Genomic DNA, 26,325 nt, shown 5'->3' on the forward strand with positions numbered 1-26,325 from the left:
CATGTCGTCACGCACCGCCCATCCATCCGGTACGCACGCGTTCGCATCGTCGTTCGGCGCGACCTGCGTCGACGCGCAGCACACCCGCTTCCGGCTGTGGGCGCCCGCGAGCCGCACGGCCGCAGTCGAACTACACGGCGACGAGCGCATCGCGATGCAGGCCATCGGCGACGGCTGGTTCGAGGTCGTCGCGCGCTGCGGCGCCGGCACGCTGTACCGCTTCCTGCTCGACGACGGTCTCGCGGTGCCCGATCCCGCGTCGCGCTTCCAGCCGTCCGACGTGCACGGCCCGAGCCAGGTCGTCGATCCGACCACGTACCGCTGGCGCAACGACGCGTGGCGCGGCCGGCCGTGGCACGAGACGGTGCTGTACGAGTTGCACGTCGGTGCCTGCGGCGGCTATGCGAGCGTCGAGCGGCGCCTGGCCGACATCGCCGCGCTCGGCGTGACCGCGCTCGAGCTGATGCCCGTCAACGCGTTCCCCGGTGCGCGCAACTGGGGCTACGACGGCGTGCTGCCGTTCGCGCCCGCTGCGTCATACGGCCGGCCCGAGGAGCTGAAGGCGCTCGTCGACGCCGCGCACGGGCTCGGACTGCAGGTGTTTCTCGACGTCGTGTACAACCACTTCGGCCCCGACGGCAACCTGCTGCCGCGCTATGCGCCCGAATTTTTCCGCGCGGACCGGCAGACCGCGTGGGGCCCGGCGATCGATTTCTCGCGCGCGCAGACGAGCGCGTTCTTCATCGACAACGCGCTGTACTGGCTCGACGAATTCCGTTTCGACGGCCTGCGTATCGACGCCGCGCATGCGATCGACGACGATGCGTGGCTGCGCGAGCTGGCACGGCGCGTGCGTACCCATTTCGGCGATGCGCGCCACGTGCATCTGGTGCTCGAGAACGAACGCAATACCGCGAGCCTGCTCGGGCCCAACGGCTTCGATGCGCAGTGGAACGACGACTTCCACAACAGCGCGCACGTGTTGCTGACCGGCGAGCGCGAAGGCTACTACCGCGCGTATGCCGACGCGCCGCTGCGCCGTCTCGCGCGCACGCTCGGCGAAGGGTTCGCGTATCAGGGCGAGCCGTCGCCGCTGCACGGCGGCGCGCCGCGCGGCGAGCCGAGCGCGCACCTGCCGCCGACCGCGTTCGTCACGTTCCTGCAGAACCACGACCAGATCGGCAACCGCGCGTTCGGCGAACGGCTGCGCGCGCTCGCGAACGACGACGCGGTGCGCGCCGCGACCGCGTTGATGCTGCTCGCGCCGCAGATCCCGCTGCTGTTCATGGGCGAGGAAGACGGCAGCACACAGCCGTTCCAGTTCTTCACCGACTATCGCGGCGAGCTGGCCGATGCGGTGCGCGAAGGCCGTCGCCGCGAGTTCGCCGCGTTTTCCGCGTTCGCCGATCCCGCGCACCGCGATGCGATCCCCGATCCGAACGATGTCGCCACGTTCGTGCGTTCGTCGCCGGCCCACGCGGACGACGATGCGTGGCCCGACGCCGATGCATGGCGGCACTTCTACCGCAGCGCGCTGACGGTGCGCGCGGCGCTGGTGACGCCGCACCTGCCCGGCGCGCGCGCGCTCGGCGTCGAGTTGCTGGCGGGTCACGTTAGCCCCGACCCGGAGGCGCTGGTCGCGCGCTGGCGGCTCGGCGATGGCAGCACGCTGACGATCGCGTTCAATCCCGGCTCGCACGACGCGGTGCTGCCCGCGCTGCCGGTCGGCAAGATCGTGTTCGAGACGCCGCCGCGCGCGCGCGACCGGCTCGCCGACCAACGGCTGCCCCCTCGCACCTGCATCGCGTGGCGCGACGGCGCGGTCAATCACGATGCGCTGAAACACCGCGCGAACGGGCACACGCGACCATGACGACCGACGTACCGATCGCCGAACTCGCGCGCGCGGCCGGGCTCGAACCCGACTGGATCGACGCGGGCGGCGTCGCACGGCGGGTGGCCGACGATTCGCTCGTCGCGCTCGTCGATGCGCTCGGCTGGCCCTGCGGCACGCCGATCGAGCGGGTCGACAGCGCGGCCGCGCTGCTCGATGCGCACGACGCCGCGCCCCCCGTCGTGACGGGCGACGCGGGCGTGCCGCTGACGCTGCCGCGCAGCGTCGCGCCGCGCGGCGCGCGCTGGCGGATCACGCTGGAATCGGGCGAGCACGTCGACGGGCGCGTGGCCGGCGCGGGCGAATACGGCAGGCTGCCGCCGCTCGCGCTGCCCGGTTATCACACGCTCGACATCGGCGAGCACCGTATCGGGCTCGCGATCGCGCCGCCGCGCGCGCGGCCGTTTGCGGCTGCCGACGGCCTGCCGGATGCGCCGCGCCGCTGGGGCATCTCGGCCCAGCTCTACGGCCTGCGGCGCGCGGGTGACGACGGGGCGGGCGACTACACCGCGCTCGCGGGCCTCGCCGTACAGGCCGCGCGGCACGGCGCCGACGCGGTCGCGATCAGCCCGACGCACGCCGGCTATCCGGCGCTGCCCGAGCACGACAGCCCGTATTCGCCGTCGTCGCGGCGCTGGCACAACGTCGCGTATCTCGACTGCGATGCCGTCCCGGGGGCCGATGTCGTGGGGCGCACGAATGGCGCGGCGGCGGACGTCGCACCCGCGCCGGATACGCCGCTGATCGACTGGCCGCAGGTGCTGCCGCTGAAACTGCGCCGCCTGCGCGCGTGCTTCGATGCATGGCGTGCGAACGGCGCGCCCTCGCGCGACGCGTTCGAGCAGTTTCGCGCGGCGGGCGGGGCGGCACTCGACGCGCATGCGCGCTTCGATGCGCTGCAGGCGTTCTGCATCGAACACGGGATCGGCGCGGACTGGCGCCACTGGCCCGCGCAGTGGCGGATGCCGGCCACCGCCGAGGTCGACGCATTCGCGCATGCGCACGCCGACGCGATTGCGTTCCACACGTTCCTGCAATGGTGCGCGTCGCGCGCGCTCGGCGACGCGCAGCAGGCGGCGCGCGATGCCGGGATGGCGGTCGGGCTGATCGCCGACCTCGCGGTCGGATCCGATCGCGCGGGCAGCGACGCGTGGGCGCACGGCACGACGCTGTTGCGCGGCGTGTCGGTCGGCGCCCCGCCCGATCTGTTCAATGCGGACGGCCAGGCGTGGGGCGTGACGACGTGGACACCCGCCGCGCTGCGCGCGAACGGCTTCACGCCGTTCATCGACCTGTTGCGCGCGGCCCTCGCTCACGCCGGCGGGATTCGCATCGATCATGTGCTCGGCTTCGCGCGCATGTGGATCGTGCCGGAAGGCGGATCGGCGCGCGACGGCGCGTACCTGCGTTATCCGCTCGACGATCTGGTGCGGCTCGTCGCGCTGGAGGCCGCGCGGCACCGGGCGGTCGCGATCGGCGAGGATCTGGGCACGGTGCCGGCGGGTTTTCGCGAGCGGCTCGGCGCGCAGGGCATCGCCGGGATGCGCGTGCTGTGGTTCGAACGCGACGCGGATCGCGCGTTTCGGCCGCCGTCCGCGTGGGATCGCGACACGATCGCGATGACGTCGACGCACGACCTGCCGACCGTGGCCGGCTGGTGGCGGGGTATCGATCTCGAATGGCGGCGGGTGGCGGCCGAGGCCGCTGCGGCGCCGGCCAAGCCGCACCCTGCCGGTGACGACGTCGGCCGCGCCGCGGCCGCACACGACACCGGCCACGACGCACGGATCGATCCGGTCCTGCGTAGCGATGCGCCCGCCCAGGATGACGGCCGCGACGCGCCGCCCCCCGCTTCTTTCGACCTCCGCGCCGCCCAGGACGAACGCACCACCGACCGCGCGGCGCTGTGGCGCGCGTTGCAGCACGCTGGCTGCGTACCGGCCGGCGATCCGATCCCGTCCGCCGACACGCCGCCCGTCGGCGCAGTCCTCGCGTACGTCGCGCGCAGCCCGTCGCCGCTCGCGATCGTGCCGCTCGAGGATCTGCTCGCGCTCGACGAGCAACCGAATCTCCCCGGCCCGCCATGCGGCCATCCGAACTGGCGGCGCCGGCTGCCGCGCGCGGTCGACGCGCTGTTCGACGCCGACGCGCGCACACGCATCGCGGCGATCGAGCACGCGCGCCGAGCGCCGGAGGACGACGCATGACGCCGCGCGCGACCCTGCGATTGCAGCTGCACGCGGGCTTCACGTTCGACGACGCGGCCGCACACGCCGACTATTTCGCGCGCCTCGGCGTGAGCCACCTGTACCTGTCGCCGATCACGACGGCCGAGCCCGGTTCGCTGCACGGCTACGATACGGTCGACCATCGCGCGCTCAGCACGGAACTCGGCGGCGAGGCCGGCTTCCGGCGCCTCGTCGACGCGCTGCGTGCGCGCGGCCTCGGCGTGATCGTCGACATCGTGCCGAATCACATGGGCGTCGGCGGCGCGTCGAACGGCTGGTGGAACGACGTGCTCGAATCGGGACAGGCGAGCCCGTACGCACGCTACTTCGACATCGACTGGCACCCGCCCGATGCGGCGCTCGACGGCAAGGTGCTGCTGCCCTGCCTCGGCGCGCCCTACGGCGACGCGCTCGCGTCCGGCGACATCACGCTCGGCGCCGATCCATCGGCCGGGCGCTTCTTCATCGCGTGCCCGGGCAGGCGGCTGCCCGTCGCCATCGCGACCTACGCGGAAATCCTGCGCATCGCGAACCGCGCGGACCTGAACGCGCTCGCCGAGCGTTTCGCCGCCGCGTCGGCACGCGGCGGCCCGCGTGTCGCGGCCGCGCACGCGGCGCTGCGCGACTACGCCGCCGCCCAGGGCCCGCATGCGTTCGACGCGATATTGCGCGGCGCCGACCCGCGCCGCGCACGCTCGCGCGCGTGCCTGCACCGCTTGCTCGAACGCCAGCACTACCGGCTCGCGTGGTGGCGCACCGCCGCCGACGAACTGAACTGGCGGCGCTTCTTCGACATCGCGACGCTCGCGGCCGTGCGCGTCGAGGACGACGCGGTGTTCGACGCAGTGCACGCGCTGCCATTGGGCCTCCACGCGGCCGGCTACATCGACGGCCTGCGCGTCGATCACGTCGACGGCCTCGCCGATCCGCGCGCGTACTGCCGCCGCCTGCATGCGCGGCTCGCCGCGCAGCGCGACGAGCGGCCGTATGTCGTCGTCGAGAAGATCCTCGCGCCAGGCGAGACGCTGCGCGAAGACTGGCGCGTCGACGGCACGACCGGCTACGACTTCATGAACGACGTCGCCGCGCTGCTGCACGACCCGGCCGGCGCCGCGCCGCTCGCCGCGCACTGGGCGGCCGTGTCGGGATCCGCGCGCTCGTTCGCGCAGGAAGCGGTGGCCGGCAAGCGGCGGGTATTGAAGCGCCAGCTCGCCGGCGAACACGCGCGCGTCGCGCGCGCCTTGCATCGCATCGCGCGTGCGGCGCCCGCGACGCGCGACGTCAGCCAGATTGCGATCCATCGCGTGCTGGGCGAACTGGCCGTGCATCTGCCCGTGTACCGGATGTACCCGACGCCCGGCGACGAGCCCGCCGGCGCCGATGGTCGCGTGCTGGCGCTCGCGTACGACGCGGCGTGCGCCGCGATCGATCCGTCCGACCGCTACGCGCTCGATCGCGTCGCCGGCTGGCTCGGGCTGCCGGGGATGCGCGTGCCGCGCGCGGATGCCGCGCTGCTGCACGCGGCGCGTGTCGCGTTCGCGCAGCTCACCGCGCCGCTCGCCGCGAAGGGCGTCGAGGACACGGCCAACTACCGGTACGGGCGACTGCTGTCGCGCAATGAGGTCGGCGCCGACGCGGGCGACTTCAGCCTGTCGCGCGGCGCGTTCCATGCACGCAACCGGCGTCGCGCGCGCACCGTTCCTCATACGCTCGTCGCGACCGCGACGCACGATCACAAGCGCGGCGAGGATGCGCGTATGCGGCTCGCGGTGCTCAGCGAAATGCCCGACGCGTGGCGCGCGGTGTCGCTCGACTGGTCCGCGCTGAACCAGCCGCACCGCGGCGGCGCGCATCGCGATCTTGCGTGGGCGCCGGGGCCGGCCGCGGAAGCGATGCTGTACCAGACGCTCGTCGGCTGCTGGCCGCCAGCGCTCGCACCCGACGATGCGACCGGGCTTGCCGCGCTGGCGGAGCGCGTGGTGCGCTGGCAGACGAAGGCCTTGCGCGAAGGAAAACAGCATACGGACTGGCTCGCGCCCGACGCCGACTACGAGCGCGCTTGCGAGCAGTTCGTGCGCGCGATCCTGACGCCGCGCGGCGCGGGCGATTTCGTGCACCGGCTGCATGCGTTCGTCGCGCGGATCGCGCCGGCCGGGGTGGTCAATAGTCTCGCGCAGGCGACGCTGCGAATGGCGTCGCCGGGCGTGCCCGATCTGTACCAGGGGACCGAGTCATGGGATCACTCGCTCGTCGATCCGGACAACCGGCACGACGTGCCGTTTGCCGCGCTCGCGGCCGAACGGGTCGATGAACCGGTCGCCGCGTATCTGCCGCACTGGCCCGATGCGCGCGTGAAGCGCGCGCTCGTCGAGCGGATGCTCGCGCTGCGCGCACGATGGCCCGAAACGTTCGCGGATGGCGCCTATGTGCCGCTGCGCGTGCGCGGCCGGCTCGGCCGGCATGCGGTGGCGTTCGCCCGGCGCGACGAAAGCGCAACGATCGTGGTGATCGTCACGCGGCTCGCGTGCGGGTGGCTGGGCGAAGCGCCGGAATTGCCGCGCGTCGAGCCTCGTGAATGGGGAGATACGGTCGTGGTGCTGCCGGGCGGTGCTGGCGAGCGGTGGATCGACTGGCTGAATGACGGAAGCGAAGTCGAGGCGCCGGACGGCACGATGCGACTCGCTCGATGTCTGGCGACGTTGCCGGTTGCGGTGCTGGTGGCTGGCGATACGAAGCGTCGCGAGCTGTAGTCGGTTTCGTGCAAAGGCGGGTGGCGCCCGGAGGCCAATCTTCACCCGGCAGTCGCCGAGCGAAGTAGCACGACATCGGAGCCTATCCGAACCTTTGTGTGTGAGGCATAAACTGATGGCCAAGGAGCCACTTTATGCCACGCAAACGCAAGGAAGAAGTGACGATTGAGCCGGGCAAGGGCTTGAACCTGGACCCGGAACTGATCAAGCAACTGGTGCCCGGGACGTTGGACCGCGCAACGATCAACGAGCAGCTCGCTGCGCTCAAGAAGGCGATCTTCGAGCGCGCGCTGGGTGGCGAGTTGACGCACCACCTTGGCTACGAGAAGGGTGAAGCCAAACCGGGCGGCCGCACGAACCATCGCAACGGCACCAGCCGCAAGCGCATCGCGACCGATGACGACCTGCTCGACGTCGAGATTCCGCGCGACCGCGAAGGCACCTTCGACCCGGTGCTGATCGCCAAGGGCGAACGGCGTTTCACCGGCTTCGACGACAAGATCATCGCGATGTACGCACGCGGCATGAGCGTGCGGGAGATTCAGGGCTTCTTGCTGGAGATGTACGGCATTGAGGTGTCGCCGGACTTCATCAGCACCGTCACCGACGCGGTGATCGACGAAGTGCGTGAGTGGCAACAGCGGCCGCTCGAGCCGATGTACCCGGTGGTGTTCTTCGACGCCTTGCGCGTCAAGATCCGCGACGAAGGCGTGGTCCGCAACAAGGCGATCTACTTGGCGCTGGGCGTGCGCCGCGACGGCACACGTGACGTGCTGGGCCTCTGGATCGAGCAGACCGAGGGGGCCAAGTTCTGGCTGCGGGTGGTGAACGACCTGAAGCTGCGTGGCGTGCAGGACATCCTGATTGCCGTGGTCGACGGCCTGAAGGGCTTTCCGGAAGCAATCAACACGGTGTTCCCGGAAACGACGGTCCAGACCTGCATCGTGCATCTGATCCGGAACTCGCTGGACTTCGCCAGTTGGAAAGACCGGAAATCCGTCGCGGCGGCGCTCAAGGAAGTCTATCGGGCACCGTCGGCCGAAGCGGCCGCCGTGGCGCTGGATGCGTTCGATACGAGCCCGTGGGGTACGAAATACCCACCGATTGCCGCCCTCTGGCGACGAGCCTGGGATCAGGTGATTCCGTTCTATGCCTTCGCGCCCGATATCCGGAAAATTGTATATACGACCAACGCCATCGAGTCGCTGCACATGCAGCTTCGAAAGATCATCAAGGCGCGCGGCCACTTCCCGTCGGACGAGGCCGCGCTCAAACTGATCTGGCTAGCGCTGCGCAACGTCGTAGCCAAGTGGACCGGTTCCCGGCACGATTGGAAGAGCGCGATGACCCAGTTTGCGCTGCTTTACCCGGAACGATTCAACATTGGAGTCTGAAACTCAATCCGCCTCACACACGAAATTCCGGATACCTCCCGACATCGAGTCCCGATTGGATTGACGGCGCCTTGCGCGTCAGATCCCCCGCTGATTCACCCGCTTCGACAATTCCTCCGCGCTTTCCTTGCGCTCGCTGTACCGGTCGACCAGATACGGGCCGATGTCGCGCGTCAGCAGCGTGAACTTCACCAGTTCCTCCAGCACGTCGACGACCCGATCGTAATAGGCCGACGGCTTCATCCGCCCCGCGTCGTCGAATTCCATGAACGCCTTGGCCACCGACGACTGGTTCGGGATCGTCAGCATGCGCATCCAGCGCCCCAGCACGCGCATCTGGTTCACCGCGTTGAACGACTGCGAGCCGCCGCTCACCTGCATCACCGCGAGCGTCTTGCCCTGCGTCGGCCGCACGGCGCCCACCGACAGCGGAATCCAGTCGATCTGCGACTTCATGATGCCCGTCATCGCGCCGTGTCGTTCCGGCGAGCACCACACCATCCCTTCCGACCACATCACCAGTTCGCGAAGTTCGACGACCTTCGGATGGCTCTCCGGCGCATCGTCGGGCAGCGGCAGGCCGCTCGGATTGAACACGCGCACCTCGGCTCCCATCGCGGTGAGCAGGCGCTCGGCTTCCTCGACCAGCAGGCGGCTGAACGAACGCTCGCGCAGCGACCCGTACAGCAGCAGGAAACGCGGCGGATGGGTGGACGGCGACGCCGGCCGCAAGCGGCTCGCGTCCGGCACCTGGAACAACGCGGGATCGAGTTGCGGCAGGTCGGTCAGTCGGTCGGTCATGGATGGATTCCGGAATTGGCTCAAACGCGCTCGTACCAGCCCTTCGACCGGTTCACGATGCGCACCACCAGCAGCATGACCGGCACCTCGATCAACACGCCGACGACGGTCGCGAGCGCCGCACCGGAGTGAAAACCGAACAGGCTGATCGCGGCCGCGACGGCGAGCTCGAAGAAATTGGACGCGCCGATCAGCGCGGACGGACACGCGACGTTGTGCTTCTCGCCTACCGCGCGATTGAGCCAGTATGCGAGCGCCGCATTGAAGAACACCTGGATCAGGATCGGCACCGCGAGCAACGCGATCACCAGCGGCTGCTTGAGGATCGCTTCGCCCTGGAACGCGAACAGCAGCACGAGGGTGGCCAGCAGCGCGGCGATCGACCACGGGCCGATCCGCGCCATCGCGGCGTCGAACGCGGCCTGCCCGTTCCTCAGCAGCCGCTTGCGCCAAAGCTGCGCGAGGATCACCGGAATCACGATGTAGAGCACGACCGACGTGAGCAGCGTCGCCCAAGGCACGGTAATCGCGGACATCCCGAGCAGCAGCCCGACCAGCGGCGCGAACGCGATCACCATGATGCTGTCGTTGAGCGCGACCTGCGACAGCGTGAACAGCGGATCGCCGCCCGTGAGCCGGCTCCACACGAACACCATCGCGGTGCACGGCGCAGCGGCCAGCAGGATCAGGCCGGCGATGTAGCTGTCGAGCTGGTCCGCCGGCAGCATCGGCGCGAACAACTGCCGCACGAACAGCCAGCCGAGGAACGCCATCGAGAACGGCTTGACGAGCCAGTTCACGGCGAGCGTGACGCCGATCCCCTTCACATGCCGCCGCACCTCATGCAGCGCGCCGAAGTCCACCTTCACGAGCATCGGCACGATCATCACCCAGATCAGCAGCCCGACCGGCAAGTTGACCTGCGCATACTCGATGCGGCCGATCCGCTGGAACAAGCCGGGCAGCAGTTGGCCGAGCGCGATGCCGGCGACGATGCACAGCGCGACCCAGAGCGTCAGGTAACGTTCGAAGAAATTGATCGCGGGCCTGACGGCGGCGTTGCGAGGCGGGACGACGTTGGACGTGTTCATCGGACGTGGCTCGGGATGGAGAAAGGCACGCGGCACGCAGGTTCGTGCATGCCGCCGCGCGACCGCTCAGTTGTGCGCGATGGCGGTCAATGCGGCCTGGAGTTCGGCGTTGCTCATGCGTTCGAGCGGCAGCGCGAGCAGTTGCAGCATCCGGTAGCCGAGCGCCTCGCGCGTCAGTTCGAACGCGAGCTGCTTGCCCGCATCGCCGCCCGTCGCGTTCGACGGATCGGCGTAGCCCCAATGCACTTTCACCGGGCTGCCGGGCCAGTAAGGGCAAGTCTCCGCAGCCGCGCTGTCGCAGACGGTAATGACGATGCGCATTTCCGGCGCGCCGTCGCCGACGAATTCGTCCCAGCTCTTGCTGCGGTATCCGCTGACGTCGACGCCGGCGCGCGTCAGCGCGTCCAGCGCGAACGGATTGAGCCGGCCGCTCGGTGCGCTGCCGGCGCTGTACGCGCGCACGTCGCGGCCGAGCTTCACGGCCCAGTGATTGAGCATGCCCTCGGCGAGCACGCTGCGCGCGGAGTTGTGGGTACAGAGGATCAGGACGTTGGTGGTCATCGGCGGGGGCGTGAACGGGGGCTTACGTTGGGTCGGAGCAGGCGGGCGAACAGGCGGAGGCCGGCGTGCACGGATTGCCGCCGCAGCAGTTCTCGGTGAGGTAGCCGACGAGGCCGTTCATCGTCCCGAAGTTCGCGCAATAGAACACGAAGCGCCCTTCCTGGCGGCTCGTGACGAGCTGCGCGTGAGCCAATTCCTTCAGATGAAACGACAGGGACGACGGCGGCACGTCCAGCAGCGTCGCGATTTGGCCGGCCGCCAGGCCCGACGGGCCGGCCTGCACGAGCGCGCGGAAGATGGCGAGGCGGGATTCGTGCGCGAGGGCGGACAGCGCGGCGATGGTCTGGTTCGTTCCCATGTTTCGATAATACTCGAAATGTGGAAACGATGGAACTCCCGCATCGCAAAAAAGGCATGGCCCGTGCCGGCACCGGGCGGTTGAATCGGGCGGCACCGCCCCGTCCGGCCCCCGTTACATCATCACGACCATTCTTCCGGCGGCATGTCGCCGCTGTCGTCTTCCCAAAGCGGCTTGCCCGTCGCGTCATTCCCGCCCGTCGTCACCGGCCCGTTGTCACTTCTGCGCTCACTGCGCCGAGTGGACTCACGCGACGTCGCCGCGCGCACTCGCGCCCGCGTGCGGGTTGGCGCCACGGTCCGCTGCTCGCCGCCGCGGCGCTCGCCGGTCGAACCCGCATCGTTGTTCTGTCGTCCATTCGAATCCGCATTCATGTTTGACCTCCTCGATCATCGAAAGAAGAAAAGAAGAAACCATCGTCCTGGCGCCGCAATTTCGGTGCCGCGCGTCGGGCAAGCGCCTTGCTCTTCCTTGCTATCCGTTTCGTACCCCACCCGGAGGTGACCATGCCGACCGACCGCAGCACGCCCGCCACCCGCCATCGCCTCGGCGGATGGATGGCCAGCGAGGAAGCGCACATGGCCGCGTATCGTGAAAAAATTGCGGGTGAAGCGCGCGCGCATGCCGGCGAACGGCTGCGCACGCCGGCCGTGCAGGAACTCGCGCGACTGTTCGACGACAATGCCGTGCTGCGCATGAGCCTCACGCGCGCGATCGACGAGGCGCTCGAATCGGGCCGCAAGCTCGGCTACGCGTCGATCGGCGAGTTGATGACCGTGATCGACCACCTGATGACCTACACGCCGCCGTTCAGCGAATCGAGCCTGATCGTGTGCCCGCTGAACGCATTCCTCGACTGGCCGATGTGCATGCCGTCGGGCCACGCGGTGTTTCGCGACGCGGCGGTGAACGCGCACCTGAAGCAGGTGCTGAACGTATGGTGCGACTTCCTCGGCGGCCCGCATTCGTGTACGCATCTCGACACGTCGGCGCCCGACGGCTGGTTCTGCGACGAAGCGCGGGAGCGGCTGGGCCTGTCGCAGTTCCAGTACCAGGAAGATCAGCCGCACTGGGGCTTCGCTTCGTGGAACGACTTCTTCACGCGCCGGTTTCGCGCGGATGCGCGGCCCGTCGCCGCGCCGGGCGATCCGCACGTGATCGTCAGCGCGTGCGAGGCCCAGCCGTATCACACCGAGTCCAGCCTGAAGATCCGCGACAAGTTCTGGATCAAGGGGCAGCCCTATTCGCTGCGCGACATCTTCACGCCGGCGCGGCTGCCGCTCGCCGAACGCTTCGTCGGCGGCGACCTCTATCAGGCATATCTGAGCGCGTACAACTATCACCGCTGGCACGCGCCGGTGCGCGGCACCGTCACGCATGCGTACCGCGTCGACGGCACCTACTATTCGGTCGCGGAAGCCGAAGGCCCGGATCCGGCCGGGCTCAACGACTCGCAGGGCTACATGACGGCGGTCGCCGCGCGCGCGGTGATCGCGATCGATTGCGACGATCCGGGGATCGGCACCGTGGTGGGCGTATTCGTCGGGATGGGCGACGTGTCGTCGTGCGTGATCGAGGTCATGCCCGGGCAGCGCATCGACAAGGGCGAGGAGATCGGCTATTTCCAGTACGGCGGCTCGACCTACTGCCTGCTGTTCGAACCCGGCGTGATCGACCACTTCGTGCACGCGCCGCCGTTCGACGGCGATACGCCCATCGTGCAAGTCAACGCGCCGGTCGCGATCGCGCGCTGAGCCGCGTGCCGGCCGGCGCCGGCGCTGGCGCGCGATGGCACGATCGCGTTACGCGATTGCATCACGCATCGGTGCCGCCGTGCCGCTGCATGCACTGCACGATCGACAGGCCGTCGGCGGTCAGCGCGGGACGGCTCGCGCCCGACGCGTCGCGACGTATCTCGATCAATTGTTGTTCGATCAAGGCGACAACATCGTCGTGGTCGCTCTGAATCTGTTCCGGCGCGCGGTGCACCAGGAACAGCGCGGCAAATTCATGGGCTGTCAGCATGTTCGTTCCCCCGTGTCCAGCTTCGTGCGATGCGGCAGGGCACCGCGTCGGCGCGGGCGCGCATCGGGCACCTGCATCGGAAGCTACACGCAGGAAGCGTGCCAATATGTGGGACATAGCCGTGCCGCGCGCGGCCTGCGCGCGGCACGATGTGTCCCTGCGAGCCGCGTGACGGCCGCTGCAAAGTTTTCAACCACGTGTAATGGAGCGGCAACGCCGGCGCGACGGCGAGCACGGTATGGCGTGCGCCCGACCTGGCCCCCGGGCGACTTACGATTTCCGCGAGCGGGCCATGCCGGCGCGGGCCGTATTGCCCGCCGCCTTGTCCTGCACGCGGAAGTAGCCGCTGTGCAGCTCGGTGCCGCCCTTGCCGTCGGCAAGCACTTCCGCGCACGCGGCTTCGATGCGTGCACGGCCGCGTTCGAACGCTTCGCGCAGGTCGGCCTCGAGCGCGGAGCGCGCGCCGAAGTGATCCTCGAGCGCCTCGACCGTGATCGCGCAGATCTGCGGCTTCCCGTCGAACTCGACGACGAAGCGCATCTGCATCACCGCGCCGTCGAACTCCGGCGGCGCGTCGGTCAGTCTCACGCGGTGAACGGATTCGGTCGGCATCGCTCACGCTCCTCGCGACGCGAGGGACTGCACCAGCGCGCCGTTGAATGCAGGCAGGTCGTCAGGCTTGCGGCTCGTGATCAGGTTGCCGTCACGCACCACCTCCTCGTCGACCCACTTGCCGCCCGCGTTGCGGATGTCGTCCTGCAGGCTCGGCCAGCTCGTCATCGTGCGGCCTTCGACCAGCCCCGACGACACGAGCAGCCAGCCGCCATGGCAGATCGCCGCGATCGGCTTGCCCGCGCCGACGGCCGCGGTCACGAATTCGCGCGCGGCCGGCAGCATCCGGATCGCGTCGCCGTTGACGACGCCGCCCGGCAGTACCACCGCGTCGTAATCGCCGATGCGCGCATCGTCGAACGTATGGTCGACCTTCACGCGATCGCCCTTGTCGACGTGCCTGAACCCCTGGATCTCGCCGGGCTTCTGCGAGATCACGTCGACCCGCGCGCCTTCCGCCTTCAGCGCGCGCTGCGGCTCGACGAGCTCGGCTTCCTCGAAGCCGTCGACCGCGAGTATCGCCACCTTGCAATGGTCCAGCTTGCCTGTCATGGAATGCTCCCTGTTATGTTGCGGCACCGGTGGTGCCATGCCTGTCGCGTAGCAAGCGGCGTGCCGCGGCCTCGTCGAGGCAAATCGTACGAGCCGATTCCGCCAGGGCACGACCCCGGTATCAGCGGCTGATGGCCCCGGGTATGCCGCCGCGGGGGTGCGCGCGGTTCGCTGTACGTCGGGCGGCGCGGCGCCTGCAAAGATTTCAACGGAATATGTAATGCGACTGCGTGCGCCGCGCTCATTGCAGATGACGCGCGGCGTCGAGCATTGCGTCGGTCAGCTCGACCGTCACCGTCAGGTCCTCGGTGGCGTCCGACAGCGATTCGAGGGTGGCCTGCACGCTGTCGTGCAGCATCGCGTGCACGCGCATCCGCGCGCCGTCGTCGAGGTCCGCATAGCGCGCCATCGTGTCGCAGTCGAGCGCGAGCACGACCGAGTGGCGCGCAATGCCCTGCGGTGCATGGGGCGCGAGCGCCCACGCCGCATGAAAGGTGATCCTGCCGGTCTCGACGTCGAGATTCACCGCCGTATCGAGTTCATCGCTATCAACGTCGTCGGTATCGAGGTCGATTGCGTCGAACGTAGTTCGGTAATTCGATTGCATGATGTTCTCCTGCGTGGTGGCGGCGTGACGGCCGCGGGGCCGCCGGCCGCCATCGCGCCGCGCCGGCGCGACACCGTGATCGTCAATAACCGCTGGAACCCGCGCCGCCGGCGCCGCCCGCGCCACCACCGCCTGCGCCTGCGCCACCGCTGCCAGCGCTGCCGCCGGCCGCGCCGCCACCCGTGCTGCCGCTACCGCCGGTTCCGGCCCCGCTCGGACCGCCCGGCTTGGTCCGTACCTGCGGGCGCACGTGCGAGCGGGTGCCGCATGGTCCCTGCATGCGGGTCGCCGGCGGCGGCGCCACGGTATTGCCGTTGGTCATGCCGCCCGTTCCCTGCGCCGACGTGTCGTCCGGCGGCGACAGGATCGGCGCGCCGGTGCCCTCACCGGGACGTTGCGAATTCTGTGCCCACGCGGCCGGCGCCGCGGCGATGAGCGCGACGGCCGCGCATGCGGCGATCCGGCGCGCGGCGGCTTTCGATTCGGATGCTGGTTTCATGGAGCGTTCTCCGTCAATGGAATCGCTGGTCGTGGAATGTCTGTCCTGCCCATGCGATTCAGCAAGGCCCGTGCCGGTCAGCGGGCGCGGCACGCGGCTTGCGGCCCCGTCACCCGTCATCCCGAACCCGTACGGAGCCCCGCCATGCCTTCAGCTTCCGCTTCCCATCCGCACGGCAAACGCGCGACCCGCCGTCCGGGACGCACCCGCGGCCACGCTTCGCATCCGCGCAAGCGCTGGTCCGCGGACGTCATGCAAAAGAGCGACGCGCTCGACATCGAGCCCGAAATCTTCAAGTCGGACGATCCGGGCGAGATCGCCGCCTCCCTCAAGCGCTCGGCCGAACATAGCCGCCGTCGCAAGGCCACGCCGTTCCAGTCGGCGATGTCGATGCTGAACTTCTACGTGAATCGCGCGGGCCGCACGCTGCCGAAAACGCGCCGCACGACGCTCGAACGCGCGAAGCGCAAGCTGCGCGAGGCGTTCGGGCGCAAGCCGTGACGGCCCCCGCCTGCCTCGTATCGACCCGTTCCGCTTGCTCGCATGCATGAAACGCTGTGGTATCTGATCATCGGCGCGGTGCTGATGGGCATGGGCGTCGCGACGTCGGCGCTGCGCCGTCTGCCGTGCAGCACCGCGATGATCTATCTCGTGCTCGGCGTCGCGCTCGGTCCGTCCGGCGTCGGGCTCCTCCACCTCGATATCGAACGCGACGCGCGGCTGCTGCGCGAGATCGTCGAGGTCGCGCTGCTGGTGTCGCTGTTCGCGATCGGGCTGCGGCTGCGCGTGCCGCTGTCCGACAAGCTCTGGCTCGTGCCATGCCGGCTCGGCCTGCTCGCGATGATCGTCACCGTGCCGCTGCTCGCCGGCTGCGCGGTGCTGACGCTCGGCCTCGGCTGGGGCCCCGCGCTGTTGCTCGCGGCGATCCTCGCGCCGACCGACCCGGTGCTCGCGCACGACGTGCAGGTGCACGATCCCGGCGACCGCGATCTGGTGCGCTTCGCGCTGTCCGGCGAAGGCGGGATGAACGACGGGATCGCGCTGCCGTTCGCGCTCGCGGGCCTCGCGCTGTGCGGCGTGCCCGATACGCCGCACGGGCCGCCGCCGTTGTCCGGCACGTTCGCGCTGGCCGTGCTGTGGGGCATCGCGGGCGCGGCCGCGATCGGCGGGCTGCTCGGCGCGGCAACGACCAAGGCGATCGGCCGGCTGCGCACCCGCTATGCGCAGGCGCTCGGCTTCGAAGGCTTCTTCGCGCTCGCGCTGATCGTGCTGTCGTTCGGCGCCGCGCAGTTCGCGCATACGTTCGGCTTCATCGCGACGTTCGCCGCGGGCGTCGCGATGCGCCGCGTCGAGCATCGTGCGAGCGGCGATCGCCCGCCGCGCGAAGTGATCGGCCAGGTCGATTCGGAAGACGTGAGCGCGACCGAGAAACATCCGGAGAAGGTCCACGCGTTCATGGCCGAATCGGTGCTCGATTTCACGATCGAGCTCGAGCGGATCGCCGAGGCGCTCGTGATGACGATGATCGGCAGCGTGCTCGGCACGCTGTCGGCCCCGCTCGTCACGTGGGGCGCGATTGCGCTGGCGCTCGTGCTGTTCGTCGCCGTGCGGCCGTTCGCGGTGCTGCTGACGCTCACAGGTTCACACGCGACGCTTGCGCAGCGGCGGCTGATGGCCTGGTTCGGGATACGCGGGATCGGTTCGTTCTACTACCTGCTGTTCGCGCTCGAACACGGGCCATCCAGCACCGTGCGGCCACTCGCGGCGCCGGTGCTCGCCGTCGTGGTGGCGTCGGTAATCGCGCACGGGATCTCCGCGACGCCGCTGATGGACTGGTACTACCGGCTGCAGCATCGGCGCGGACCCTGACTGCGTCACGACGTGCCGAGCCGCGCGCGCATTTGTGCGGTGATCCGCTGGCGCGTGTCGTCATAGCCGTCCCACGGATCGCGCTTCAGTCGATCGAGGCGCTCGTGCAGCGTGTCGATCGTCCATTGCGCGCCGCCCGTCGTGTCGGGCACCTCGTCCCAGCGCAGCGGAACCGACACGCCGAGCCCGGGCCGCGCGCGCACCGAGTACGCGGCGATCGTGCTCGCGCCGCGGCCGTTGCGCAGGTAGTCGATGAAGATCTTGCCGCGCCGGTGCTTCGGCCCCATCGTCGCGGTGAAGCGATCAGGCAACGCACCCGCGACATGCTGCGCGACCGCGCGCGAGAAGTCCTTCACTTCGTCCCATCCCATGTGCCGCGTGATCGGCACGACGACGTGCAGCCCCTTGCCGCCGCTCGTCTTGCAGAACGAGATGAGGCCGAGTTCGTCGAGCAGCCCGCGCACGAGCTGCGCGGCGTCGATCATCGCGCTCCACGGCAGCGCCGGATCGGGATCGAGGTCGAACACGATCCGGTCGGGCCGCTCGATGTTCGACGCGTGCGCATTCCACGTATGCAGCTCGATCGTGCCCATCTGCGCGGCGCCGAGCAGCGCATCGACGCTGTCGAGCGACAGCAGCGGGCCATGGCCCGGATCGAGCCCGTCGTGCTGCGTGACGAACGGGATCTCGCGGCGCTCCGCGTGCTTCTGGAAGAACAGCTCGCCCGAGATGTCGCCCGGCGCGCGCACGAGCGACACGGGCCGGCCCTTCAGGTCCGGCAGCAGCCACGGCGCAACCCATTGCCAGTAGCGCGCCAGATCGATCTTGCGCGTGCCGCTGTGCGAATCGATCACGCGCTCCGGATGGCTGATGCGGACGCGGCCGAGCTGGTCGGGGCCGGTATCGTCGGCCTCGGCGCGACGGGAGCCGCGGGCGCGCGCGGGGTGTTTGCCGTCGCTGGTGTCGCTCGTGTCGCGCTCTGCGTGGGCCGTGCCCTTGGGTTTGTGCCTTTCGTGCTGCGCGGTTTCACGCTGATCCATCTGCACCTCCGTTTCCGTATGCTTCGGCACCTCGCGGACGATCCGTGCCGCCGGCTTGTCCTCGCGCAGCGCGATGAAGGCGGCCTGCCGCACGATGCCGTCGCCGGTCCATTCCGCGAATTCGCATTCGGCGACGAGCACCGGCTCGATCCAGTGCACGGGCGTGCGCGAGCGTTCGCGCGGCGGCGGATCGAACGGCATCGTGTCGCGTTCGTGCTTGCGCAGGATGGGAGTAAGCCGGTCGAGCATCCGCGTGTCGAAGCCGGTGCCGACGCGGCCGACGTAGCGCAGCGGCCCCGGCCCGCGCCGCCGCTTGCCGTCCGCGGCCGGTTCGTGCACGCCGAGCAGCAGCGCGCCGAAGCCGTGCCGGCTGCCCGACGGCTCGGTATAGCCGCCGATCACGAACTCCTGCCGGCGCCGGCACTTGAGCTTGATCCACGCGGGCGAGCGTCCGGCGCGATAGCGCGACTCGGCGCGCTTGCCGATCAGCCCTTCGAGGCCGGTGTCGCAGGCGCTCGCGATCAGCGATGCGACGTCGTCGCCGAGATCGGGCGAAAAGCGCAGCCGCGTGGGATCGCTGTCGGCGAGCAGCGGTTCGAGCAACGCGCGGCGCGCGGTGAGCGGCGCGTCGCGCAAGTCGTAACCGTCGAGATAAGGCAGGTCGAACACGAACAGCGTGATCTCGTCCGAATGCCCGCCGCCGAATGCGTTCTGCAATGCCTGGAAATCGGGCAGGCCGTTCTTGCCGAGCACGACGGCCTCGCCGTCGAGCCATGCGGCGTCGACATCGAGCGCCGCGAGCGCGTCGCGTTGCGCGCGCAGCTTCGCGGTCCAGTCGCGGCCTTCGCGCGTCATCAGCTTCACATGCCGGCGCGCGCCCTTGCCGGAAATGCGCGCAAGGATCCGGTAGCCGTCGAACTTCAGTTCATAGCACCAGTCGCCCTGCGTCGGCGGACCGTCGACCAGCGTCGCGAGTTGCGGCGCGACGTGCTCGGGCAGCGGCGCGCGCACCGCGCCTTCGATCCGGGAAGGGTCGACAGGCGCGCCGGCGTGGCCGTCGTGGGCCCGGTCGTCATGCCGCGCGGCGCGCGTGGCGGGCTTCTCGCTGCGCCCTTGCCGTGAACCGCGCGCGCGCGCCGAGCCGTTCTTCGCGTCCGCACGCGCCGACGCCGCGCCGTCGTGCACACTGCCCGGCCGCTCGCCGACGACGTCGAATTCATCCATGCTGCGCGCGTCGTCGTCGCGCTCCTTGATCAGCAGCCACTGCTCCTGCCGCCCCTGCTGCCGCCCGCTGCGCACGAGCGCCCAGCCGCCGTGCAGCTTTTCGCCGTCGAGCCGGAACGTCAGCTTGCCCGCGCGATAGCCTTCGCGTGCCTGCGCGAGCCCGCCATCGGGCGTCCACGTGCCCTCGTCCCAGACGACGACCGAGCCCGCGCCGTAATGGCCCTCCGGAATCTGGCCTTCGAACGACGCGTATTCGAGCGGATGGTCCTCGACGTGCACCGCCAGGCGCTTCACCGACGGATCGAAGCTCGGCCCCTTCGGCACGGCCCACGACTTCAGCGTGCCGTCGAGTTCGAGCCTGAAGTCGTAGTGCAGTCGCCGTGCATGGTGCTCCTGGATCACGAAGCGCAGCGGGTGAGCGCCCCGTGCGCGCGTGCGCGCGGCGGCCTTCGCAGCGGCCTGCGTACGGCGCCCGTGCGCGCCTTCGGGTTCCGGCGTCGCGCCGAAGTGGCGCTTGCGCCGATACGGATCGAGCTTGCCGGCCATCGCATCACCTCGCGTCGTGCGGCATCATGCGGCGTGCTTGCGGCGCACGGCGGTTTTCTTCGCCGCATGCTCGCCCGTCGCCGCGCGTTTCGTGGCCGGCCGCTTCGCCGCGGCCTTTGTGGCCGCGCCTTTCGACGCGGATTTCGCGGCCGGCTTGCGACGTGCGCCGGCCTGCGGCGACGTCTCGGCTTCCTCTTCCGCGCGTTCGTCGCGCAGGTCCGACGCGCGCGCGCCGCCGCCGCCCTTCAGGCTGCGCTTGAGCAGTTCGGTGAGGTCGACCACGTTGGTCGCGGCGCGGCCCGTCTGCGCCGGCCGGTCCTCGATTTCCTCGATCTTGCCCGAGCGCACCTTGCGCTCGACCAGTTCGAGGATGTCGTCGCGGAACGTGTCGTGATACTCGTCGGGCGTCCACTTGCCCGCCATGTCGTCGATCAGCTTCTTCGCCATCGTCAGCTCGCGCGCGGTCACGCCCGCGCGCTTCGCGTCTTCCGTCGGCACCGACAGTTCGTCGAGCGGGCGCAGCTCCTCCTGCCAGCGCAACGTGTCGAGCGCGAGCAGCGGCCCGACCGGAATCAGCGCGCCGAGATGCTGGCGATCACGCATCACGACGAGCGCGATGCCGATCTTGCCGCTGTCCTTCAGCGCGTCGCGCAGCAGCGCATAGACCTTCTCGCCCTTGCGGTCCGGCACGAGGTAGTACGGCGTGTCGAGATACAGGAACGACACCGCGTCCGCGTCGACGAACGTGAGAATGTCGACCGTCTGCGTCGATTCGGGGTTCGCCGCGCGAATCTCTTCGTCGGTCAGTACAACGTAGCGCTCCTTCTCGTACTCGTAGCCGCGCACGATGTCCTCGCGCGCGACCTCCTTGCCGGTGCGCTTGTTGATCTGCCGATAGCCGACCGGATCCATCGAGCGCTTGTCGAGCAGCCGGAACGACGGCTTCACGGTGCGTGTCGCCGGGAACAGCTGCACGGGCACGTGAACGAGCCCGAAGCTGATCGCGCCTTTCCATATCATTCGCGGTGCCATGCCTGTCCTCCTTGCCGCCAGCGCGCCCGCCCCCGAAGGGGCAGGCGCCGTGCGACGCTATGCCGGCAGCTCGGCCGCCTGCTGCTCGCGCGACCAGACCCGATGCCGGCCGATCTCGTCCGAAAACGTGCGCAGCAGCGCGTCGAGATCGGCCGCTTGCGCGACGCACACGCCCTCGGCCGGATCCGGCAGATGCGCGGCGCTCAGCAACTGCCGCCCGGAGCCGACCGCCGCGATCAGCTTCAGGTGCTTGAACGCCTCGCGCACGAAGTGCCGCGCGTCGGCACTGTGCGCGAGATTTCGGCCGTCGCCGTCGCCGCCGCATACGAACACCGCGTCGAACATCACCGACGGCATGCCGGCGAGCGTCGCCTGCGGCACGATGCTGCCGATCGGCGCGAGGGTCGGCGCGACGATCGTCGGCACCGCACCCGAGGACGTCAGCTCGCCGCGCACCTGCTCGACCAGCGTCTGGCTCACGCCGGGCGTGGCGATCAGCGCGATCTTGCGCGAGCGGATACCGGGTTTCGAGCGGCCGATCAGGCTCAACGACGGCGCACGCTGCTTGACTGCCGGCGTCGTGGCCGTTTGCGGCGCCGGCAGCCCGAGCCGTTCGGCGACCTGCGCGGCCAGCCCCGCGTCGAACCGCGCGATGATCTCGTTGACCACGCGTTCGCGAATCTCCGGCTTCGTCACCTTGCCGAGCTCGAAGCAGTACGCGTCGCGGATATGCCGCTGCTCGATCTCGGTCATGCTCTGGTAGAACAGCGCCGGTTGCGAGAAATGGTCGGCGAACGTTTCGCTGCGCACACGCACCTTGTCGCCTTCGAGCGGTTCGTGCACCGTCTCGAAGCCGCCGCCGGACGGCGCGGGCGGCGTCTCGCGCGGCCAGCCGCCGTTCAGCGAATTCGGCTCATACGACGCCTGCCCGACCGCGATCGTCTGCCGGTGCATCGCATCGCGCTGGTTGTTCGCGAACGGGCACACCGGCCGGTTGATCGGAATCTCGTGAAAGTTCGGGCCGCCGAGCCGGCTCAGCTGCGTGTCGGTGTACGAGAACAGGCGCCCCTGCAGCAGCGGATCGTTCGTGAAGTCGATGCCGGGCACCACGTGGCCCGGGTGAAACGCGACCTGCTCGGTCTCCGCGAAGAAATTGTCCGGATTGCGGTTCAGCGTCATGCGGCCGATCGGGCGCACCGGCACGAGTTCCTCCGGCACCAGCTTGGTCGGGTCGAGCAGGTCGAAGTCGAACTTGTTCGCGTCGGCGGGATCGATCAGCTGCACGCCGAGCTCGAACTCCGGATAGTCGCCGCGCTCGATCGCCATCCACAGTTCGCGCCGGTTGAAATCGGGGTCGTGGCCGGCGATGCGCTGCGCTTCGTCCCACAGCAGCGAATACGCGCCACTCACGGGCCGCCAGTGGAACTTCACGAAGTGCTCGGCGCCGGCCGCGTTCACGAAACGGAACGTGTGCACGCCGAAGCCGTCCATCGCCCGAAAGCTCGCGGGCAGCGCGCGATCGGACATCAGCCACAGCACCGTATGCGTGGTTTCAGGCACCAGCGACACGAAATCCCAGAACGTGTCGTGCGCGGACGCGCCGGTCGGCATCTCGTTCGGCGCCTCGGGCTTCACCGCATGCACGAAGTCGGGAAACTTGATCGCGTCCTGGATGAAGAACACCGGCATATTGTTGCCGACCAGGTCGTAGTTGCCCTCTTCGGTATAGAACTTCACCGCGAAGCCGCGCACGTCGCGCACCGTGTCGGCCGAGCCGCGCGGGCCCTGCACGGTGGAAAAGCGCACGTACACCGGCGTTTCGGCGGCCGGGTCCTGCAGGAACGCGGCCTTCGTGTAGTCGGCCATCGGCTCGTAGACGCGAAATACGCCGTGCGCCGCCGAGCCGCGCGCGTGCACGACCCGTTCGGGAATCCGTTCGTGATCGAAGTGCGTGATCTTCTCGCGCATGATGAAGTCTTCGAGCAGCGACGGGCCGCGCGCACCGCCGCGCAGCGTGTTCTGGTTGTCGGCGATGCGCACGCCCTGGTTGCTGCGCAGCGCCTCGCCGTCGGGCCGCTGCCGATTCTCGTCGAGCTGGCGCGACTTCGCGCTGTCGGGTTGCGGCGGGTTGGGCGTCGGATTGCCGGATTGCGGGGGATTCGTCATGCGCGCGTCCTCTCGTATCGGTTCTGTTTCGGTTCTGTTTCGGTTCTGTGAAGGGCGGCGTGTACGGGCGCGTAGCGGCGCACACGGCTGCCGGCACGTAAAACGGGCGAGCCGCGCGGCGTATGCCGCGGCGGCCCGCCTGCGGTGTCGCTGCAGGCTGCGGCGCCTGCGTCAGGGCGCGCGCAACGCGCTGTCGAGCTCGTCGCGCGTCACGTCGAGCGCGACGTTGCATTCGATCTCGGCGTCCTCGACTCGCGGCTTTTGTTCGTCCACCGCGCGCCGCGCGAGGTCGCACAGCCGGGTGCGCACGCGCAGCCGGTCGTCCGCGCCGAGCGACGCATAGCGCGTGAGCACGTCGGGATCGAAGCGCAGGTCGACCACGCAGCGCCATTGACGCGCGTTTTCATCGGCCGGCACCCGCACCCATGACACCTGAATCGTGAGCCGGCCCGATGCGTCGTCGGTATGCACGACGAGGGTCGACTCCGATGGAAAGCCGTTCGCGAGCGCAGTCTCGAGTTCCGCGATGCGCTGCGAACGGTCGGGGGTGGCCGTCATCGGCGTACGACCCCCAGGAGCAACGTGACCAGGAAGATCACGACGAAGATGTAGAACAGGATCTTCGCGATCTCGGCCGCACCGGCCGCGATGCCGCCGAAGCCGAACACGGCCGCGATGATCGCGATGACGAAGAAGATGATGGCATATCTCAGCATGAATTCCTCCTGGAGTCCTGAAGAACGACGATCGTCGGCGCGGGTCGCCGTCGATCAATGCTTGTGCTTGGGTTTGCCGTGGGCCGGCGTCGAAGCCATTTTCTCGAGCTCCTTCTCGCTCATCGACTTGGCCATCGACTTCGACGGCGCCTTCAGATCCTTCATTTTCGTGTCACCGCGCTTGGCCGACAGGGCGGCCCCCGCCGCGCGCTGCTGGGCCTGGGATTTGGCTGGCATGATTTCCTCCTTTCGGTGGCGCGCGCGACGGTCGCAGCTCGCGGGCCGCGCGCGGTTCGGACGGTATCGTCAGGCGGCGTCGCGCCGACGCAATTCGGCCGGCGGGATCTTCATGGCCTGGCGATACTTGGTCACCGTACGACGCGCAAGAAGGATGCCGCGCCCCGCGAGGTTCTGCGCGAGCGCGACATCGGACAGCGGGTCGGTATGGCGCTCGGCCGCGATCATGTCGCGGATCAGCACCTTCGCGGCCGATGCCGAGCACACGCCCTTGCCGGCCGCCTCCAGCTTGCGCGGGAAGAAGTGCTTGAACTCGAACGTGCCGTGCGGCGTGGCCATGTACTTGTTGCCCGTCGCGCGCGACACCGTCGATTCGTGCAGGTCGAGCTCTTCCGCGATATCGCGCAGCACGAGCGGCTTCATCGCAATCTCGCCGTAACGGAAGAAGTCGCGCTGCCGCGCGACGATGCATTCGCCGACACGCTGGATCGTGTCGAAGCGCTTCTGCACGTTGCGGATCAACCAGCGCGCTTCCTGCAACTGCTGGCCGAGCGGCGAATCGCGCTCGCCGCTCGACTGCGCGAACAGCGTCGCATAGCGTTCGTGCAATCGCGCGCGCGGCAGCACGGCCGGGTTGATCGTCACGATCCACTCGTCGCGCACCTGGCGCACGATCACGTCGGGCACCACATAGTCGCCGCGCGTGCTGCCGTAGTGATTGCCGGGGCGCGGATCGAGCCCGCGCACCAGTGCGCACGCGGCCTGCATCGTCGCCTGGCTGCAGCCGACGCGCCGCTGAATTTCGGCGGTCTCGCGCCGCGCGAGCCGTTCGAGATGTTCGCGCGCGATCACCTTCGCTTCCGCGAGCGCCGGCGTGCCGGCGGGAATCGCGTCGAGCTGCAGCAGCAGGCATTCAGAAAGCGACCGTGCGGCGATCCCCGGGCGGTCGAGCATCTGCACGAGCCGCAAGGCAACCCCGAGATCCTGTTCCGACAGCAGCAGCGCGGGATCGGCCGCGACCAGCAGCTCGGACAGCTCCTGACGCAGGTAGCCGTCCTCGTCGAGCGCGTCGATCACGATGCGCGCGGCCTCGCGGTCGCGCCGGTTCAGCGGATAGAGACGCAGCGCGTCGTGCAGTTGCTGGTGCAGCGACGGCTCGGCGGCCATCCATTCGCCGGGCGACAGGTCACTGACGTCGTCGCCCTGCCGGCCCGTGGTGCGCGGCGCGGGCGCGGCCGTGTATGACACGTCGCCGTCCGGCGGCCGCACGTCGTCGCCATCGGGCACGGGCTCGGGCGCGACGGCCTCGGCCGGATGGTCGGGCGCGTCGGCCTCGGCGACGGCTTCGTCGTCGGCCTGGCCATCTTCGAGAAACGGATTCGAGTCGAGCGCCTGCCGCAATTCCTGCTGGAATTCGAGCGAAGACAGCTGCAGCAGACGCAGCGATTGCTGCAGCCTCGGTGTGAGTGCCAGATGCTGTCGCATCTGGAGCGCAAGCGTGACGGACATCGATGCCCCTCCTGACTGTGTGCGAAATTCACGTGCAGGAATTCATGCACCTTTCATGCCAAGGCGGCGAACCGCCGTCCGGCGCGGCTTTCACCGCTTCACACCACATGATTGGGGCACTTCGGAGCCGCTTTTTTACAAGCGCCGGGAAGTTAGGGGGCACGAAATTCGCGCAGGCCGCGCGCGCCGGAATGAATGGATGGCATCGCGTCCTTCGGCGCTTCGGCGCTTCGGCGCGCGGCAACCGCCCCCGCGATGCGTACCGCGTCAGGTCAGTACTGCATCAGCGGCGGTGTGCCCGGGAGCGGCCGGTCGCCCTCCACGCCGTTCGGCCCCGGCTGCGGCACATCGACCGCCGCGCCGCCGGTCGCGCCCGGCGGCATCGCGTTGTGCGGCGACGGACGCGTGTCGTAGCGCGTATTCGCGTCCGGCATGGTCGTGGTCGGCGACGCGCCATGCGCGCCCGGCGGCGCCGGCGGCGCGCCGCGCGGGCCATAGGTTTGCGGTTGCGTGCATGCGCCCAGCGCGCACGCGGCGGCGAACGCACATGCGCCTACGCGTATCGTCTGGATCGGCTTCATCGGAATCCTCCGTGGAATCGGCGGCGCTGGCCG

The 26,325-nt window shown here is 69.4% G+C and carries 24 protein-coding genes and 1 pseudogene; 7 read left to right on the forward strand and 18 right to left on the reverse strand.

Going from position 1 to position 26,325, the window contains the following annotated elements:
- The first annotated feature begins 1 nt into the window (after nucleotide 1).
- From treZ to FFI87_RS32225, 4 genes are all read left to right on the forward strand, one after another.
- A complete protein-coding gene (gene treZ, locus FFI87_RS32205) occupies nucleotides 2-1,873 on the forward strand; it encodes a malto-oligosyltrehalose trehalohydrolase (RefSeq protein WP_138850499.1) in 1,872 nt (623 codons plus the stop codon).
- On the forward strand, nucleotides 1,870-4,101 hold the full coding sequence (gene malQ / locus FFI87_RS32210; RefSeq protein ID WP_138850500.1) for a 4-alpha-glucanotransferase: 2,232 nt from the start codon (nucleotides 1,870-1,872) through the stop codon (nucleotides 4,099-4,101). The genes treZ and malQ overlap by 4 nt, the downstream gene beginning before the upstream one ends.
- Nucleotides 4,098-6,872 (forward strand): malto-oligosyltrehalose synthase, encoded by a 2,775-nt coding sequence (treY, locus tag FFI87_RS32215; protein WP_138850501.1) that lies wholly within the window; start codon nucleotides 4,098-4,100, stop codon nucleotides 6,870-6,872. The genes malQ and treY overlap by 4 nt, the downstream gene beginning before the upstream one ends.
- A gap of 134 nt (nucleotides 6,873-7,006) precedes the next feature.
- Nucleotides 7,007-8,266, forward strand: coding sequence for an IS256 family transposase (locus tag FFI87_RS32225; protein WP_138848321.1), 1,260 nt, complete (start codon nucleotides 7,007-7,009; stop codon nucleotides 8,264-8,266).
- Between the two features lie 78 nt (nucleotides 8,267-8,344).
- Here the strand turns inward: FFI87_RS32225 and arsH are convergent, their stop codons facing one another.
- From arsH to FFI87_RS32250, 5 genes are all read right to left on the reverse strand, one after another.
- Nucleotides 8,345-9,067, reverse strand: coding sequence for an arsenical resistance protein ArsH (gene arsH / locus FFI87_RS32230; protein ID WP_012372644.1), 723 nt, complete (start codon nucleotides 9,065-9,067; stop codon nucleotides 8,345-8,347).
- Nucleotides 9,068-9,087: 20 nt separating this feature from the next.
- Nucleotides 9,088-10,158 carry an ACR3 family arsenite efflux transporter gene (gene arsB, locus FFI87_RS32235; RefSeq protein WP_138850503.1) on the reverse strand — a complete coding sequence of 357 codons (1,071 nt, stop codon included), beginning with the start codon at nucleotides 10,156-10,158 and terminating at the stop codon, nucleotides 9,088-9,090.
- 66 nt (nucleotides 10,159-10,224) lie between these two features.
- Nucleotides 10,225-10,719, reverse strand: a complete 495-nt coding sequence (locus FFI87_RS32240; RefSeq protein ID WP_138850504.1) for an arsenate reductase ArsC — start codon at nucleotides 10,717-10,719, stop codon at nucleotides 10,225-10,227.
- A gap of 22 nt (nucleotides 10,720-10,741) precedes the next feature.
- Nucleotides 10,742-11,077 carry an ArsR/SmtB family transcription factor gene (locus FFI87_RS32245; protein WP_138850505.1) on the reverse strand — a complete coding sequence of 112 codons (336 nt, stop codon included), beginning with the start codon at nucleotides 11,075-11,077 and terminating at the stop codon, nucleotides 10,742-10,744.
- Nucleotides 11,078-11,199: 122 nt separating this feature from the next.
- On the reverse strand, nucleotides 11,200-11,451 hold the full coding sequence (locus tag FFI87_RS32250) for a hypothetical protein (RefSeq protein WP_138850506.1): 252 nt from the start codon (nucleotides 11,449-11,451) through the stop codon (nucleotides 11,200-11,202).
- A gap of 132 nt (nucleotides 11,452-11,583) precedes the next feature.
- On the opposite strand from FFI87_RS32250, the gene FFI87_RS32255 reads away from it, so the two are divergent.
- Nucleotides 11,584-12,831 carry a phosphatidylserine decarboxylase family protein gene (locus tag FFI87_RS32255; RefSeq protein ID WP_138850507.1) on the forward strand — a complete coding sequence of 416 codons (1,248 nt, stop codon included), beginning with the start codon at nucleotides 11,584-11,586 and terminating at the stop codon, nucleotides 12,829-12,831.
- 61 nt (nucleotides 12,832-12,892) lie between these two features.
- On the opposite strand, the gene FFI87_RS32260 is transcribed toward FFI87_RS32255, so the two are convergent.
- The 5 genes from FFI87_RS32260 to FFI87_RS32280 form a co-directional block, all read right to left on the reverse strand.
- A complete protein-coding gene (locus tag FFI87_RS32260; RefSeq protein ID WP_138850508.1) occupies nucleotides 12,893-13,102 on the reverse strand; it encodes a hypothetical protein in 210 nt (69 codons plus the stop codon).
- A gap of 270 nt (nucleotides 13,103-13,372) precedes the next feature.
- Nucleotides 13,373-13,714, reverse strand: coding sequence for a DUF1488 domain-containing protein (locus FFI87_RS32265; RefSeq protein ID WP_138850509.1), 342 nt, complete (start codon nucleotides 13,712-13,714; stop codon nucleotides 13,373-13,375).
- 3 nt (nucleotides 13,715-13,717) lie between these two features.
- Nucleotides 13,718-14,266: a type 1 glutamine amidotransferase domain-containing protein gene (locus FFI87_RS32270; protein WP_138850510.1), complete on the reverse strand. Its 549-nt coding sequence runs from the start codon at nucleotides 14,264-14,266 to the stop codon at nucleotides 13,718-13,720.
- A 241-nt stretch (nucleotides 14,267-14,507) separates the two neighbouring features.
- Entirely contained in the window at nucleotides 14,508-14,873 is a 366-nt protein-coding gene (locus FFI87_RS32275) for a DUF3022 domain-containing protein (protein WP_012372653.1), read from the reverse strand.
- A gap of 82 nt (nucleotides 14,874-14,955) precedes the next feature.
- Complete coding sequence (locus FFI87_RS32280) at nucleotides 14,956-15,492, reverse strand: hypothetical protein (protein WP_409995124.1); 537 nt, start codon at nucleotides 15,490-15,492, stop codon at nucleotides 14,956-14,958.
- Between the two features lie 24 nt (nucleotides 15,493-15,516).
- On the opposite strand from FFI87_RS32280, the gene FFI87_RS32285 reads away from it, so the two are divergent.
- Nucleotides 15,517-15,873 carry a DUF3175 domain-containing protein gene (locus FFI87_RS32285; RefSeq protein ID WP_006754300.1) on the forward strand — a complete coding sequence of 119 codons (357 nt, stop codon included), beginning with the start codon at nucleotides 15,517-15,519 and terminating at the stop codon, nucleotides 15,871-15,873.
- A 42-nt stretch (nucleotides 15,874-15,915) separates the two neighbouring features.
- Nucleotides 15,916-17,241 (forward strand): cation:proton antiporter, encoded by a 1,326-nt coding sequence (locus FFI87_RS32290; RefSeq protein WP_012372655.1) that lies wholly within the window; start codon nucleotides 15,916-15,918, stop codon nucleotides 17,239-17,241.
- Between the two features lie 5 nt (nucleotides 17,242-17,246).
- Here the strand turns inward: FFI87_RS32290 and ligD are convergent, their stop codons facing one another.
- The 8 genes and pseudogenes from ligD to FFI87_RS32330 all read right to left on the reverse strand — a co-directional run bounded on the left by ligD (nucleotide 17,247) and on the right by FFI87_RS32330 (nucleotide 26,292).
- On the reverse strand, nucleotides 17,247-20,051 hold the full coding sequence (ligD, locus tag FFI87_RS32295) for a DNA ligase D (RefSeq protein ID WP_138850512.1): 2,805 nt from the start codon (nucleotides 20,049-20,051) through the stop codon (nucleotides 17,247-17,249).
- 24 nt (nucleotides 20,052-20,075) lie between these two features.
- Nucleotides 20,076-21,083 carry a Ku protein gene (locus tag FFI87_RS32300; protein WP_138850513.1) on the reverse strand — a complete coding sequence of 336 codons (1,008 nt, stop codon included), beginning with the start codon at nucleotides 21,081-21,083 and terminating at the stop codon, nucleotides 20,076-20,078.
- A gap of 57 nt (nucleotides 21,084-21,140) precedes the next feature.
- Nucleotides 21,141-23,282: pseudogene (katE, locus tag FFI87_RS32305) on the reverse strand (catalase HPII); the annotation flags it as partial.
- A 138-nt stretch (nucleotides 23,283-23,420) separates the two neighbouring features.
- Nucleotides 23,421-23,807, reverse strand: coding sequence for a DUF3022 domain-containing protein (locus FFI87_RS32310; RefSeq protein WP_006753988.1), 387 nt, complete (start codon nucleotides 23,805-23,807; stop codon nucleotides 23,421-23,423).
- On the reverse strand, nucleotides 23,804-23,965 hold the full coding sequence (locus FFI87_RS32315; RefSeq protein WP_006498332.1) for a DUF1328 family protein: 162 nt from the start codon (nucleotides 23,963-23,965) through the stop codon (nucleotides 23,804-23,806). Before FFI87_RS32315 ends, FFI87_RS32310 begins: the two co-directional genes overlap by 4 nt.
- Before the next feature lie 54 nt (nucleotides 23,966-24,019).
- The gene (locus FFI87_RS32320) at nucleotides 24,020-24,202 is read right to left on the reverse strand and encodes a DUF3008 family protein (RefSeq protein WP_011660519.1); all 183 of its coding nucleotides are present in this window, start codon (nucleotides 24,200-24,202) and stop codon (nucleotides 24,020-24,022) included.
- A 69-nt stretch (nucleotides 24,203-24,271) separates the two neighbouring features.
- Nucleotides 24,272-25,711: an RNA polymerase factor sigma-54 gene (locus tag FFI87_RS32325; RefSeq protein ID WP_138850515.1), complete on the reverse strand. Its 1,440-nt coding sequence runs from the start codon at nucleotides 25,709-25,711 to the stop codon at nucleotides 24,272-24,274.
- Between the two features lie 272 nt (nucleotides 25,712-25,983).
- Nucleotides 25,984-26,292, reverse strand: a complete 309-nt coding sequence (locus tag FFI87_RS32330) for a hypothetical protein (RefSeq protein WP_138850516.1) — start codon at nucleotides 26,290-26,292, stop codon at nucleotides 25,984-25,986.
- Nucleotides 26,293-26,325: the final 33 nt, after the last annotated feature.

It is taken from the genome of Burkholderia sp. KBS0801 (assembly GCF_005937855.2).
GTDB classification, from domain to species: Bacteria; Pseudomonadota; Gammaproteobacteria; order Burkholderiales; family Burkholderiaceae; genus Burkholderia; species Burkholderia ambifaria.